The sequence below is a fragment of the Pseudomonas sp. CFSAN084952 genome (assembly GCF_009648855.1).
In the GTDB taxonomy this organism is placed as follows: Bacteria; Pseudomonadota; Gammaproteobacteria; order Pseudomonadales; family Pseudomonadaceae; genus Aquipseudomonas; species Aquipseudomonas paracarnis.
On sequence record NZ_CP045767.1, the window covers coordinates 4,731,028 to 4,744,567 of the forward strand.

At 61.1% G+C, this 13,540-nt stretch carries 14 protein-coding genes and 1 pseudogene; 6 read left to right on the forward strand and 9 right to left on the reverse strand.

Annotated features, from left to right (window positions below; genetic code table 11):
* Nucleotides 1–43: 43 nt before the first annotated feature.
* The 4 genes and pseudogenes from GH769_RS21515 to GH769_RS21530 all read right to left on the reverse strand — a co-directional run bounded on the left by GH769_RS21515 (nucleotide 44) and on the right by GH769_RS21530 (nucleotide 3,317).
* Nucleotides 44–604 carry a rhomboid family intramembrane serine protease gene (locus GH769_RS21515; RefSeq protein WP_019818836.1) on the reverse strand — a complete coding sequence of 187 codons (561 nt, stop codon included), beginning with the start codon at nucleotides 602–604 and terminating at the stop codon, nucleotides 44–46.
* 156 nt (nucleotides 605–760) lie between these two features.
* A complete protein-coding gene (locus tag GH769_RS21520) occupies nucleotides 761–1,459 on the reverse strand; it encodes a PspA/IM30 family protein (protein WP_014720114.1) in 699 nt (232 codons plus the stop codon).
* 17 nt (nucleotides 1,460–1,476) lie between these two features.
* Nucleotides 1,477–2,058, reverse strand: a complete 582-nt coding sequence (locus GH769_RS21525) for a YjfI family protein (RefSeq protein ID WP_019818839.1) — start codon at nucleotides 2,056–2,058, stop codon at nucleotides 1,477–1,479.
* Nucleotides 2,059–2,286: 228 nt separating this feature from the next.
* Nucleotides 2,287–3,317: pseudogene (locus tag GH769_RS21530) on the reverse strand (YhcG family protein).
* Between the two features lie 173 nt (nucleotides 3,318–3,490).
* On the opposite strand from GH769_RS21530, the gene GH769_RS21535 reads away from it, so the two are divergent.
* The 6 genes from GH769_RS21535 to GH769_RS21560 all read left to right on the forward strand — a co-directional run bounded on the left by GH769_RS21535 (nucleotide 3,491) and on the right by GH769_RS21560 (nucleotide 9,755).
* Entirely contained in the window at nucleotides 3,491–4,135 is a 645-nt protein-coding gene (locus GH769_RS21535; protein WP_032904144.1) for an NAD(P)H-dependent oxidoreductase, read from the forward strand.
* Entirely contained in the window at nucleotides 4,074–4,451 is a 378-nt protein-coding gene (locus GH769_RS21540; protein ID WP_034133857.1) for a MerR family transcriptional regulator, read from the forward strand. The genes GH769_RS21535 and GH769_RS21540 overlap by 62 nt, the downstream gene beginning before the upstream one ends.
* Nucleotides 4,452–4,607: 156 nt before the next feature.
* Nucleotides 4,608–4,850, forward strand: a complete 243-nt coding sequence (locus GH769_RS21545) for an exodeoxyribonuclease VII small subunit (RefSeq protein WP_003194556.1) — start codon at nucleotides 4,608–4,610, stop codon at nucleotides 4,848–4,850.
* The gene (gene ispA, locus GH769_RS21550) at nucleotides 4,847–5,734 is read left to right on the forward strand and encodes a (2E,6E)-farnesyl diphosphate synthase (RefSeq protein ID WP_014720119.1); all 888 of its coding nucleotides are present in this window, start codon (nucleotides 4,847–4,849) and stop codon (nucleotides 5,732–5,734) included. Before GH769_RS21545 ends, ispA begins: the two co-directional genes overlap by 4 nt.
* A 110-nt stretch (nucleotides 5,735–5,844) precedes the next feature.
* Nucleotides 5,845–7,743: a 1-deoxy-D-xylulose-5-phosphate synthase gene (gene dxs / locus GH769_RS21555; protein ID WP_014720120.1), complete on the forward strand. Its 1,899-nt coding sequence runs from the start codon at nucleotides 5,845–5,847 to the stop codon at nucleotides 7,741–7,743.
* A 137-nt stretch (nucleotides 7,744–7,880) separates the two neighbouring features.
* On the forward strand, nucleotides 7,881–9,755 hold the full coding sequence (locus tag GH769_RS21560; RefSeq protein WP_032904143.1) for a TonB-dependent receptor domain-containing protein: 1,875 nt from the start codon (nucleotides 7,881–7,883) through the stop codon (nucleotides 9,753–9,755).
* 90 nt (nucleotides 9,756–9,845) lie between these two features.
* Here the strand turns inward: GH769_RS21560 and GH769_RS21565 are convergent, their stop codons facing one another.
* The 5 genes from GH769_RS21565 to thiL all read right to left on the reverse strand — a co-directional run bounded on the left by GH769_RS21565 (nucleotide 9,846) and on the right by thiL (nucleotide 13,533).
* Complete coding sequence (locus GH769_RS21565; protein ID WP_032904142.1) at nucleotides 9,846–10,631, reverse strand: cobalamin-binding protein; 786 nt, start codon at nucleotides 10,629–10,631, stop codon at nucleotides 9,846–9,848.
* Nucleotides 10,628–11,047, reverse strand: a complete 420-nt coding sequence (locus GH769_RS21570) for a hypothetical protein (protein ID WP_014720123.1) — start codon at nucleotides 11,045–11,047, stop codon at nucleotides 10,628–10,630. Before GH769_RS21570 ends, GH769_RS21565 begins: the two co-directional genes overlap by 4 nt.
* Nucleotides 11,044–11,661, reverse strand: coding sequence for a GTP cyclohydrolase II (gene ribA, locus GH769_RS21575; protein ID WP_005791841.1), 618 nt, complete (start codon nucleotides 11,659–11,661; stop codon nucleotides 11,044–11,046). Before ribA ends, GH769_RS21570 begins: the two co-directional genes overlap by 4 nt.
* A gap of 129 nt (nucleotides 11,662–11,790) precedes the next feature.
* Complete coding sequence (locus GH769_RS21580) at nucleotides 11,791–12,513, reverse strand: ABC transporter substrate-binding protein (RefSeq protein ID WP_032904141.1); 723 nt, start codon at nucleotides 12,511–12,513, stop codon at nucleotides 11,791–11,793.
* A 54-nt stretch (nucleotides 12,514–12,567) separates the two neighbouring features.
* Complete coding sequence (gene thiL, locus GH769_RS21585; protein WP_032904140.1) at nucleotides 12,568–13,533, reverse strand: thiamine-phosphate kinase; 966 nt, start codon at nucleotides 13,531–13,533, stop codon at nucleotides 12,568–12,570.
* Nucleotides 13,534–13,540 lie beyond the last annotated feature (7 nt).

Genomic DNA, 13,540 nt, shown 5'->3' on the forward strand with positions numbered 1-13,540 from the left:
CCTGACGACAGCATCGCCTCGGCGTCTGGATGCTCAAGTGCGTTCACCCGGCATTAAACCCGCTGCGCGGCGTGGATAGAAGTACCTTGGCTGCAATAAATCCGGCGAGCGCACCAAACAGATGCCCTTCGAAGGAAACGCCCTGCCGCGGAAGGAAGCCCACGACCAGTCCGCCATACAGCAAAGCCACAACAGCGGCTGTTAGCAGGTTGCCCCAGCTTCTGTGAAACCAGGCGCGAGACAGCAGATAGGCCCATAGCCCGAACACCCAGCCGCTGGCGCCGACGTGTACGCCTGAAAAACCGAACAGCCAGACCAACAAGCCGCCCAGCAGAATGACGATGGCACTGACGGCGATGAACCGGTTGACCCCTTCGATGATGACCAGAGAACCCAGGATCACAAAGGCAATCAGGTTGGCGCTCAGGTGGGCGAAGGAGGCGTGCAAAAACGGTGATGTGAGGATGCCGAACAGACCCTGCATCGTTCTCGGGATTAGCCCGAATGCCATGAGGCTGTAACCGGTCACCACATTGAGCAGTTGCAGCGCGACCATGAAGAGGGCCAGGCCTGCGATTGTCTTGAAACCCTTCAAGGCGTTCATCCTGACCTCAACATACAAAAGAAGAGCACTGCGACTGTGGCGAGGGAGCTTGCTCCCGCTGGGGCGCGAAGCGGCCCCAAAAACAGGACTGCTGCGCAGCCCAGCGGGAGCAAGCTCCCTCCCCACAGAGTTGCAGGCTTAACTGACCTACGTTGATTACTCAGCCGACTTTTGCTTCAGACGCTCCAGAATCGCATTGGCACTGCCTTCGTTCGGCGTGATGCCGGCATCGCGCAGTTTGCGTTCCAGGTCTGTCCCCGTCGACGCTTCAGCCAGCTCATCCTGGGCTTGCAGCTCAGCGGCGCGTTGTTGCTGTTTGGCCTGCAAGCGATTGAGCGTACCGACGGCGGTTTCCAGCTTGCCGTTGGCACCGCCGCTGGCAATGGAGGCACTGACCTGGGCCTTTTGCACGCTGTCGCGAGCCTTGGCCATGTCCACTTGCTGGCGCAGGCTTTTGATGCGGCTTTCGGCCTTGGTGATGTCTTTGCGCATGCTCTCAGCGTACCCACCGAACTCGGTGGTCTGCTTTTGCTCAACGTCCCGCTCGTTGGTCAGGGTCGAAATGGCTTCGGCCACTTCCAGGGCGAGGTCTTCACGGTTGGCCTGGATAGCGGCCATCGCCTTGGATTCCAGGTCTTTGATCTTGGCGTCGTACTCGCCAACACGATCAGCCGCCAGTTTGTGCTTGGCCATGATGCTCACCAGCTCACGCTTGGCGTTGGCCAAGGCGCTGTCTGCATCGCGAATTTCCTGGTCAAGGATGCGCAGGGCCTGTTGGTCGACGATCGATTCGCCGACTTCGCTGGCACCGCCACGCAACGCGGTGAACAATTTGCTCCAGATGGACTGAGTCATTGGGTTTTCCCGAATAATTAAATGAAGAAACGTTCGAAGGCTTCGCTGGCGCGCTGCACGTTATCAACCAGGGTTTTCACCTCGGTCACGATGTTGGTCAGGCTGGAGTCGGAGCTGAGCGCACCGAACATGTTGTAAACCACCTGCCCGTTCGGCATGGACTCGATACCGATCGACGACAACGGGAACATCTCCCGGCTGCGCAGCACGGCGTCATTGAAGGCCGGCACGTCGTTGATGGACTCGGCGTCGACCAGGACGGTATCCACGATGATTTGCTCGCCCACCACCGCGATGTAAATCGGCAAGCCACCAAAGTCGTTCATCTCCAGCTTGATACTGGACTCGGAGCCTTGGACGAGAGAAAGCGTAATGTCATTGGACGTCACGTCATCCAGCGCCTGAAGAGCACTGTAAAGACGATCGATATTCCAGTTAGTACCTGCGCTCATGAAATTCTCCGACATGAATGAGCCAGCCAGGATCGGTTGGCGTAGCTGTTTCTCCATTTGCTTGAGCAGGCTTCGGTTTTCGGGAAGCACCCAAGTCTCGTGTTTCACATAACCGGCCGCCGCCAGCCCCGCACGCATCTGCTTCATGTAAAAGCTCGACGGCTTTTTTGCGGACGGCTTCAAGCGCTCTCCCTTGAGGCTTGTTGAATCGGTATCGGGCCCAGTTGATTGGCTCGATGGAGAGCTGCTGTTCATGGTACTGACCTCGCTGTGAAAAACTCACGCGTGAGAAAATCTACAGGCAATCCGCAAGGTACTCAATAGCTCACGCGTGAGATTTTTCCTTACATTTTCCACCCACCGAAAAGACCCAGCCTACCCCGCCAACTCTCGCTCGATTTGCTCGATGCTAGGCAAGCTCGATTGCAGTTCGGCTGGCAAAGACTCCATCAATTGATATTGCGCCACACCAATAGGCCGGTTGTTATCGCGCAGTGCGTATTCAGCCACCACTTCATTTTTACCCTTGCACAACAAGAGGCCGATAGTCGGGCCATCCTGTGGGTGCTTTATCTCGGCATCCACCGCCGCAAGATAGAAGCTCAATTTGCCCAGATGCTCGGGCTTGAACTTGCCTGCCTTGAGTTCGATCACCACATAGCAACGCAGCTTCAGGTGATAGAACAACAGGTCGATGAAGAACTCATCGCCGCCTACATTCAGCAACACTTGCCGGCCAACGAAGGCAAAACCTGCGCCCAACTCCAACAAGAAGCCAGTGACATGCTTGATCAGGGCGTTTTCGATTTCGCGCTCTTGTGCATTCTGACCCAGGCTGAGGAAATCAAAGCGGTACGGGTCTTTGAGGGATTCGCGCGCCAGGTCGGATTGCGCTTTGGGCAGATGGCTTTCGAAGTTGCTGACGGCCTTGCCACTGCGCTCCAGCAGGCGATTTTCAATGTGCATCACCAGTGTGTTGCGCGACCAGTATGTTTTAAGGCCTGGATGATGTACCAACGACGAGTTTCGGGGCCGGGAAGCTTATCGAGCAGCACCACGTTGTGGCCCCAAGGCAATTGTGCAGCAGCCTGTTGCACAAATTCCGAATCCGGCCACGCCTCGGCAAAAGCACGCATGTATTTCAGATTGCGCGGCGAAAAACCCTTGATGTCAGGAAAGGCCGCCCGCAGATCTTGCGCAAGGCGGTCGATCACTTTACTACCCCAACCTTGAGCGTGCTGACGCGCCAAAATATCGTGACCGAGCTGCCAGTAGAGCAGCACCAGCTCACGATTAACGGCAATTGATGCGCGCTGTTGCGCCTGATGGATACGGCCCTTGAGGTCTGTCAGCCAATCGCCGCAGCCCTCAGGAGGCGCGATCAACCCGATAGAAGTTTCGCTCATGCCTTTTTTACTCTGGTGTTTTCGGCAGGCTAGCCAGCCGACAGTACCGTCACAAGCATTCGAGACAGTTCAGGAAGGGTCCTGCGTACCTCACAGAAAGGTCCTGCTGGCACTTGACTCTCCCCTATACGGCACCCCCTACCCTGAATGCCCTTTTCTCAGAACTTATCACCATGAGTCAGCGCATTCTGGTCATTCTCGGCCACCCGTCCGCCGATAGCTTTTGTTCCGCCCTCGCGCACACTCATATCCACGCTGCTAAAACGGCCGGTCACGAAGTCCGCGTCCTGCGCCTGGGTGATCTCAGGTTCGACCCCATCCTTCATCATGCTTACACCCAGGTTCAAGCGCTGGAACCTGACTTGCTCAGCGCCCAAGCCGACATCCTTTGGGCCGAGCATCTGGCCTGGGTTTTCCCTGTCTGGTGGGGCGGTATCCCGGCACTGATGAAGGGCTTTATCGACCGCGTTTTCCTCCCCGGCTTTGCCTTCAAGTACCGCGCAGGCAAGGCATTCCCAGACAAGCTGCTAAAGGGCCGAACCGCGCACTTGTTAGTGACCCTCGACACGCCGCCGTGGTATTACCGCTGGGTTTATCGCATGCCGGCCATCCACCAAATGCGGCGCACCATGCTGGCGCTGTGCGGCATCGCGACGAGCAAGACGCTGCTGTTGGGGCCGGTGCTGGGCTCTTCGCTGACGCAGCGGGCCAAGTGGCTGAAACAGGCCGGCGCACTATTTGAAAAAGGGAGTTTTCATGTACATCGGCAAAGCCGCGCAGTTGTCCGGCACGACCATCAAGGCGATTCGTCACTATGAGGCAATCGGGCTGATGCCAGCGCCTGCGCGTCGGGGCGGTTATCGCGTTTATACCGAGCAGAGTGTCGAGCGGCTGATGTTTATAAAGTGCGCGCAACAGCTGGGGTTCAAGCTCAAGGAATTACAGGAGATTTTGCAGGGGTACGAGGGTGATGCGCTTCCCTGGGACAAGGCTGACCAAGCCATCGCCAATAAGAAGCAAGCGTTAGCCATGCAAATTGTGGCATTGCAGAATATGCATCAGGGTTTATTGGTCTTCGAGGCCCAATTGAAAGCGGCGCAGGGGGAGTGCTGGGTCGCCACGAAGGCAGGCTGAGACTCGGTGAGCCGAATAAGGTCGCTAATCGACTCATGGGGTGAGCCGAATAAACCCATCAATCGGCTCACATCACCGTGTGTGCGCCACTCATTTGCCCCAATCCCCCATGTCTGCTAGTGTCGCGCCGGTTTACCGTCTACCGGAATTGCCGCCATGGCCCGCAAAAAAGTTGCACTCGATTTCGAACAATCCCTCGCCGACCTGCAAGCCCTGGTCGAGCGTCTGGAGAACGGCGAGTTGTCGCTGGAAGACTCGTTGACAGCGTTTGAGCAAGGCATCGGCCTGACCCGCGACTGTCAGAGCGCGTTGGCGCAGGCGGAGCAGAAGGTCCAGGTGTTGCTGGAGCGTGACGGGGAGTTGGCCGAAGAGCCTTTCGATGCGGAACAGCCGGAATGATCAGCGCATACCAAGCCAGTAGCCAAGCCCGGGTGAATGCCGCGCTGGAGCCCCTGTTTGTTGCGCCAAGCCCGGAAATGACGCGCCTCTATGAGGCCATGCGCTACAGCGTGATGAATGGCGGCAAGCGTGTGCGCCCGTTGCTGGCCTATGCCGCCTGCGAAGCTCTCGGGGCGCCGGCAGCCGAGGCGAATGGTGCGGCCTGTGCGGTCGAGTTGATCCACGCCTATTCCCTGGTGCATGACGACTTGCCGGCAATGGACGACGATGACTTGCGTCGCGGCCAGCCCACCACCCACAAAGCCTTCGATGAGGCCTATGCAATTCTGGCCGGAGATGGCTTGCAGAGCCTGGCGTTCAGCGCATTGCTGGACCCGACGCTAAGCAGCGTCAACGCCGAGATCCGCTTGCGCATGGTCACCGCCCTGGCCCATGCAGCGGGCCCGGCTGGAATGGTCGGCGGGCAGGCCATCGACATGGGCTCGGTCAGCCTCAAGCTCGATCAAAAAGCCCTCGAACACATGCATCGCCACAAGACCGGTGCGCTGATTGAGGCCGCCGTGCAACTGGGCGCCCTGGCCAGTGGCCGTGCCGACGCCGAGCAATTAGCGGCGCTGCAGACCTATTCTCGCGCTGTCGGCCTGGCCTTCCAGGTACAGGACGATATCCTCGACGTGGAAAGCGATACCGCCACCCTCGGTAAACGCCAGGGCGCCGATATCGCACGTGACAAGCCGACTTATCCTGCCTTGCTGGGGCTGCAAGCCGCCAAGGCCTATGCCATCGAGCTGCGTGACCAGGCTCTGGATGCCCTGCGACCTTTCGACGCGGCGGCCGAGCCACTGCGTGACCTGGCGCGGTATATCGTCGAACGTCGCCACTGACAGCCGCGGCCATTTGCGCCGCATATCGGCCAAGTTCGGCCCTCTGCGTGGGCAGTTTGCACGGCTTGAGGTAAACTGCCGCCTCTTCTATACCTATAACGATTCGCCTGATGCCCACGACGTTTCAAGAGATTCCCCGCAAACGCCCGTCTACGCCCCTGCTCGACCGTGCTGCCACGCCGGACGGCCTGCGTCGACTGGGTGAAGCCGAGCTGGAAACCCTGGCCGATGAGCTGCGCCTGGAATTGCTCTACACGGTCGGCCAGACCGGTGGGCATTTTGGCGCCGGGCTGGGCGTGATCGAGCTGACCATCGCCTTGCATTACGTGTTCGACACCCCGGACGACCGGCTGGTGTGGGACGTGGGCCACCAGGCGTATCCGCATAAAATCCTCACCGGCCGTCGCGAGCGCATGGCCAGCCTGCGCCAGAAGGACGGCCTGGCCGCCTTCCCACGCCGTGCCGAGAGCGAGTACGACACCTTTGGCGTCGGCCACTCCAGCACGTCCATCAGTGCAGCACTGGGCATGGCGATTGCCGCCCGCCTGCAAGGCAGTGAGCGCAAGGCGATTGCGGTGATTGGTGATGGCGCGCTGACCGCCGGCATGGCCTTCGAAGCGCTGAACCATGCGCCGGAAGTGGACGCCAACATGTTGGTGATCCTAAACGACAACGACATGTCGATTTCGCGCAACGTGGGTGGCCTGTCCAATTATCTGGCGAAGATCCTCTCCAGCCGTACCTACGCCAGCATGCGCGAAGGCAGCAAGAAAGTGCTGTCGCGTCTGCCTGGCGCATGGGAAATTGCGCGCCGCACCGAAGAATATGCCAAGGGCATGCTGGTACCCGGCACCCTGTTCGAAGAGCTGGGCTGGAACTACATCGGCCCTATCGACGGCCACGACCTGCCGACCCTGATCGCGACGTTGCGCAACATGCGCGACCTCAAGGGCCCGCAGTTCCTGCATATCGTCACCAAGAAAGGCAAAGGTTTCGCTCCGGCGGAAGTCGACCCGATTGGTTACCACGCGATCACTAAGCTCGAACCCCTGGACGCTCCCGCCGCCGCGCCGAAAAAGGCCAGCGGGCCGAAGTATTCAGGGGTGTTTGGCGAATGGCTATGCGACATGGCCGCCGCCGACCCGCGTCTGGTGGGTGTTACCCCGGCGATGAAGGAAGGCTCCGACCTGGTGGCGTTCAGCGAGCGTTTCCCGCTGCGTTACTTCGACGTGGCGATTGCCGAGCAACACGCCGTGACCTTCGCGGCCGGCATGGCCTGCGAAGGCGCCAAGCCGGTGGTGGCGATCTACTCCACCTTCCTGCAACGCGGTTATGACCAACTGGTTCACGATGTGGCGGTGCAGAACCTCGACGTGCTGTTCGCCATCGACCGTGCCGGCCTGGTGGGCGAGGACGGCCCGACCCATGCGGGCAGCTTCGACCTGTCGTACCTGCGCTGCATCCCCGGCATGCTGGTGATGACCCCGAGCGACGAGAACGAACTGCGCAAGATGCTCAGCACCGGCCACCTGTACAACGGCCCGGCCGCTGTGCGGTACCCGCGCGGCACCGGCCCGAACGCCGTGATCGAAAAAGACCTGGAGCCGATCGAAATCGGTAAAGGCATCGTGCGTCGCCAAGGCAGCAAAACTGCGTTCCTGGTGTTTGGCGTGCAACTGGCTGAAGCCTTGAAAGTCGCCGAGAAGATCGACGCCACCGTGGTCGACATGCGGTTCGTCAAGCCACTGGATGAAGCGTTGGTACGCGAAATTGCCGCCAGCCATGAGCTGCTGGTGACCGTCGAAGAGAACGCCATCATGGGCGGCGCCGGTGCGGCGGTCAGTGAGTTCCTGGCGCGGGAGAACATCCTCAAGTCGGTGCTGCACCTGGGCTTGCCAGATGTATACGTCGAACACGCCAAGCCGGCGCAGATGCTGGCTGAATGCGGGCTGGATGAAGCGGGTATCGAGGCGTCCGTGCGCGAGCGCCTGGCGCTACTGAATCTGTAATCAGCCCCAACTGTGGGAGCTGGCTTGCCTGCGATGACGGCGGCACATTCGCTAACAATGTGTCAGATACACCGCTATCGCAGGCAAGCCAGCTCCCACAGTGGTTTTGCATGACCTTCGAATGCTATGGACAGCCCATGAAACGCCTGTGCCTTGCCCTGCTACTGCTTCCCTGCGCCGACCTGCTCGCCGACACCCGCGACCAGGCCCTGAAGCTCTCCGACGTGGTCATCAGCGCCAACCGCCAAGTCCAGGCGCGTAATGACAGCAGCGCCGCCAACACCGTCTTCACCCGCGCCGACATCGACCGCCTGCAACCCACCAGCGTCACCGACCTGCTCAGCCGCGTGCCGGGCGTGCAAGTTGCGCCGACCGGTGGGCGTGGCAGTTTGCCGGGGATTTTCATTCGCGGCACCAAGTCGGCGCAGAGCCTGGTGCTGGTGGACGGCCAACGCATCGCCAACACCACCTCCGGCGACAGCGGCTTGCAATACCTCAACGTCGATCAGATTGAACGGGTGGAAGTGCTGCGCGGTTCACGTTCGGTGATTTACGGCAGCGATGCGATTGGCGGGGTGATTCAGGTGTTCACCCGGCGCAATGCCGAGCAAGGCTTGCAGCCGCGCCTGAAACTTGGCTTTGGCAGCAACCAGACCTGGGAGCGCAGCTTGGGCCTGTCGGGCGGCGATGAACACACGCGCTTCAACCTGGGCGCGAGCCTGGATGAAACCGCCGGCATCAACGCGAGCCACGCGTCGTTCCCCAGTGACGGCGACCATGATGCCTACCGCAACCAGTCCATCAGCCTGAACCTCAGCCACTCGTTCAGTGATGAGCTGGAGGTGGGCTTCAATCTGCTGGATAACCGTGGCAAGTCGGAGTACGACAACAGTTATGGCCGCTACGACGGCGCCACCGGGCAAAGCCTGGGCCAGAAACCCTACACCGACTATACCGTGAGCAGCACCAGCGGCTATGTCGATGCCAAGCTCAATGACAGCTGGCAGTCGCGCCTGGAGCTGGGCCACAGTGAAAACCGCGACACCAAGCGCGATACCCTCAGCGATGATTACAGCGCATTCAACACCTACCGCGACTCGGTCAATTGGCAGAACGACCTGACCCTGGATGAGCAAAACAGCCTGATCGTCGGTGGCGACTGGTATGAAGACCGTTTCCACGGTTCCACCACCTTTACCGAGAACAGCCGCTGGAACCGGGCGGCCTTCGTGCAGCACCGCTTCCAAAGCCAATGGTTTTCCACCGAGCTGGGCCTGCGCCGTGACCAGAACCAGCAGTTCGGCGGCCAGAACAGTTGGAGCGGCACCCTGACCTTGCCGGTCAACCCCGACAATGACTTGCTCTTGAGCTACAGCGAAGGCTTTCGTGCGCCAACCTTCAACGACCTCTATTACCCCGACACGCAGTACAGCAACCCCAACCTGCAGCCCGAGACATCAAAGAGCTACGAGCTGCAATGGCGCAGCCAACTGACCGACAGCACACGCCTGGAAGCCTCGCTGTATCGCACCGACCTGAGCGACGCGATCATCCTTGACGCCGGCAAGCCGCAAAACGTGGCGTCGGCGCGGATCAACGGCTTTGAAGCGGCGCTCAAGCAAGAACTGTTTGGCTGGCAGGGCAACCTGGGCCTGTCGCTTATCGACCCGCGTGACCGTGACAGCGGCCACACCCTGGCACGTCGCGCACGGCGAACGGTGAACCTGGATCTGGACCGGCAATTTGATCAACTCGGTCTCGGCGCCAGCTGGCAAGCGATCAGCAGCAGCTACGACGATGAAGCCAACCGCAACCGTCTGGGCGGTTATGCCTTGTTGGGGCTGCGCAGTAGTTGGGCGTTGAACCGGGAGGTGTCGTTGTCGCTGAAGGTGGATAACGCGCTGGACAAGTCTTATGCACGGGCGAAGTACAGCTACCTCGGGGAAAACCAGAATTATCGTGAAGAAGGTCGGGTGTGGATGTTCGGGGTGACGTGGACACCTGAGCTCTAAGTAGCCTGATCCGGCGTCATCGCAGGCAAGCCAGCTCCCACAATTGAAATGCATTCCCCTGTGGGAGCTGGCTTGCCTGCGATAGCGTTGTCACAGGTTCGGCGCAATCACCTGGCACAACCGCCCCACCGCCTCCAACATCTGCCCGCTGGGCCGCTCAAGGCCCTTGTCCGGCACTAACCGCACCCGAGCCGCCATCGCCGGCCATGCCGTCCAGGCCTCCCTCTGAGCCTGATCCCCCACCAGGATCACCTCGGGGTCTCGCGCCAGCACCGATTCGATATTCACCTGCGGCGCCGGCAACTTCAGGTCACCGAACACATTGCGCGCCCCGCACACGCTGAGGGCATCGCTGATGATCTGCCCACCGCCCACGGTGTACAGCGGCTGGTTCCACACTTGGTAGAACACTCGCAGCGGCTCGGCCCGCTGGTAGCGCTGGCGCAACTCGGCCAAGCGCTGGCGCAATTGTGCCGCGCGCTGGTGCCCGGCCTCGGCGCGGCCCAATTGCTCGGCAATGGCCTGCACCTGCGCGGTCAGTTGTTCAAGGCTGTGGGGTTCGGCGACGTACACCGGGATATTCAATCGTTGGAGCTGCTCGCGCTGGGCCGGGCCGACGCTGCCAGGCCAGAGCAGGATCAGGTCGGGCTTGAGGCTGAGCAGGCGCTCCATGTCCAACTGGCCGTAGTGCCCGACCGAGGGCACCTTCGCCAACGCCGCCGGGCGGTCACCACCATCAAGCACGCCGACCAGCAAGTCCTCGGCGCCCAGTTCAAGCACGATTTCAGACAGCGACGGCGCCAGGCTGACAACCCGCTCGACCGGCCAGCCCTGGGCACTGAATATCAGCAGCAGCGCCAGCCAATAGCGCTTCATCCCAACTGACGCGGTATGCGATAGAGATAGAACAACACCAGCGTCGACAGCGCCAACAGAAACAGCGGCACCGCCTCCAGGCCGACGAACACCGCCAGCGCGCCAATCCAGGCCGGTAACGCTGCAACCAGCAACGCCGTGCGCCGACGCGCCGCCAGGGTGATCCAGGCTGCCGGCTCTTGAGCAGTATCAAGGGCTTTGGAGGTGGCGATCAGCGCGTGTTTGTAGGCGTGAAAATAACGCAGGCTGAGAAACATCGAGGCCACGCCGGCGATGAAGAACGGCATGGCCAAGACGGGCAACAAGGATTCAGCCCGGCCAAACAGCAGGTTGATCACGAACAACGGCAGCAATGCCAGGGCCAGGTACTGCCACCAGTTGAAGGACAGTCGCCGTTTCACCTGGCCACGGGTCACGCGCGGTCGACCTCGCCCTGGTGCTCGTTGCCCATCATGTGATCGAGCTTGCTGGCTTTGGTGGCCAGGTAGAGCTTGTTGTGCGGGTTGTGCCCGGTGTGCAGCGGCACGCGCTCGGCCACGGTGATGCCCATCTCGGTCAAGGCTTTGACCTTGCGGGGGTTGTTGGTCATCAGGCGCAGGGATTTGACCCCCAGGTGCTCGAGCATCGGCAGGCAGATGGCGTAGTCGCGCTGGTCGGCAGCAAAGCCCAGGCGCTCGTTGGCCTCGACGGTGTCGGCGCCGCCGTCTTGCAGTTCGTAGGCGCGGATCTTGTTCAACAGGCCAATGCCGCGGCCTTCCTGACGCAAGTACAGCAACACGCCACGGCCTTCACGGGCGATGGCTTGCAGTGCAGCCTCCAGTTGCGAGCCGCAGTCACAGCGCTGGCTGAACAGCGCATCGCCGGTCAGGCACTCGGAATGCACACGCCCCAGCACCGGCGCGCCATCCGTGATGTCGCCGAGGCTGAGCACAACGTGCTCGCGCCCGGTGGCTTCTTCAAGAAAGCCGTTCATGGTGAACGTGGCAAAAGGGGTAGGCAGCTTGGAAGCGGCGACGAAAACGACGGGCACCGTGTGCTCCTGATTTCAGATTTCACAGAGGCGGGCATTGTAACAGCACGTTCCTACAGACGCTTAAGCTGAATTATCGCTGATAAAGATCAATAGGTTCGATTGGCCTTTGAGTCAGTTCTATGGGCGTCAGAACGGATACGGCTGTTTCCAGCGTTCGAAAATCGCTTTCAGCTCACCGGTCTGGACCAGGATGCCCAAACGCTGGTCATACATGGCCATCGATGCCCTGCCGCGCGCGGTGTCGGCAAAGCCTACGTAGAGCGGCAGTTCAGCAATATGGGTGAGTTTGAACAGCGCCGGGTCTTGCGCCTGGCTGAGCACGTATTTGGCTTCGGTGAGGGCGTCGATATAAAAATCGGCACGGCCGTGTTGCAGCATTGGCAGAATGCCGCTGCGCCGCTCGATCTGGTTGAAGCGGCGCACGGTGGGCAGGTATTCCTCGTATTTATAGCCGCGCACCCAGGCCAGGCGATAGTTGCCCAAGGTCGCCAGGGTCGGTGTCGGCGCAGTGGCCAACCCGAGGGCGTAGACATGATCGGCGTCGAAGTTCCTGCGGGGGTACAACACACCGCTGGCCTCATCGCGATAGGTGCCGACACAACCATCCACCTCACCACGCTGGGCCAGACCGACCGAGCGGGTATAGGGTACGCTGCGGATGTGCACGGTGATGCCAGCCGGTTCAAAGACTTGGCGCAACAGGTCCCAGGCCAGGCCGCTGCCATCTTTGTTGGTGTAGTCGTTCCACTCCTCACTGGCCAGCACGATTTTGCCGGGCATGGGAGTGTCCGCCTGGGCCAGGGAAGCGAAGGTACACAGCACGATCAGCAGCCAGCGGCATGCAGCCATAGTCACGGCCTCTTACTTGGGATAATCGTATAAAGGGTAGCGCAGACCGCCGGCTTAGGGCGTCTGGCGAAAATGCTGGTAGCCGCGCACAGCCGGGGTGATGTCTTGGCCGTGGACGTCGAGCAGCGTTACGCCCTGCCCCGCTTCGACCCGGCCGACCACATGCACCGGCCAGCCATCCGCCTGCAACGGCGCTAACTCGGACGGTGGCAAGGTGAACGCCAGCACATAGTCGTCGCCCCCACTCAACGCCGCCACGTGAGCCTGGTCTTCACCAACAAACGCCAGCAAGGCCTCGGACAACGGCAACCGGTGGCGCTCAACCACCAGGCGCACCGCTGACGCCTTGGCGATATGCCCACAGTCGGCCAACAGCCCATCGGAGATATCCATCGCCGCTGTCGCCTTGCCCCGCAGCGCAAGCCCCAGGGCCAACTGCGGTTGCGGCGACCAGTAATGCGCCAGCAGCGGCTCGGCGATTGCTGCGTCAGCCGTGCGTTGCCCCAATACCAGCGGCAACGCGCCAGCGGCATTGCCTAACTCGCCGCCGACACACAGCAGGTCGCCCGGCTGTGCACCGCTGCGCGTCAAGGCCTGGCCAGCCGGCACGCGGCCGAACACGGTCAGGGTCAGGCTCAGCGGCCCACGGGTGGTATCGCCGCCCACCAGGCCCACGCCGCAGTTTTGCGCCATGGCATTCAAACCTTGGGCATAGCGTTGCAGCCAATCGGCTTCGACGCTCGGCGTGGTCAGGGCAAGGGTAAAGGCGAGGGGGTGGGCGCCCATGGCGGCCAGGTCGCTCACCGCCACGGCCAGCGAGCGCTGGCCGAGCAGGAACGGGTCACAGGGGTCGGCAAAATGCACGCCAGCCACCAGCGTATCGGTGGAGACTGCCAGTTGCTCCCCGGCGGGAAGCGCCAGCAAGGCGCAGTCGTCGCCGATCCCCAGGGCAATGCCTTCGCCACCTTGCGCACAGGGCGCGGCGGCGAAGTATGTGCGGATCAGCTCAAACTCACCCATTGAGGAA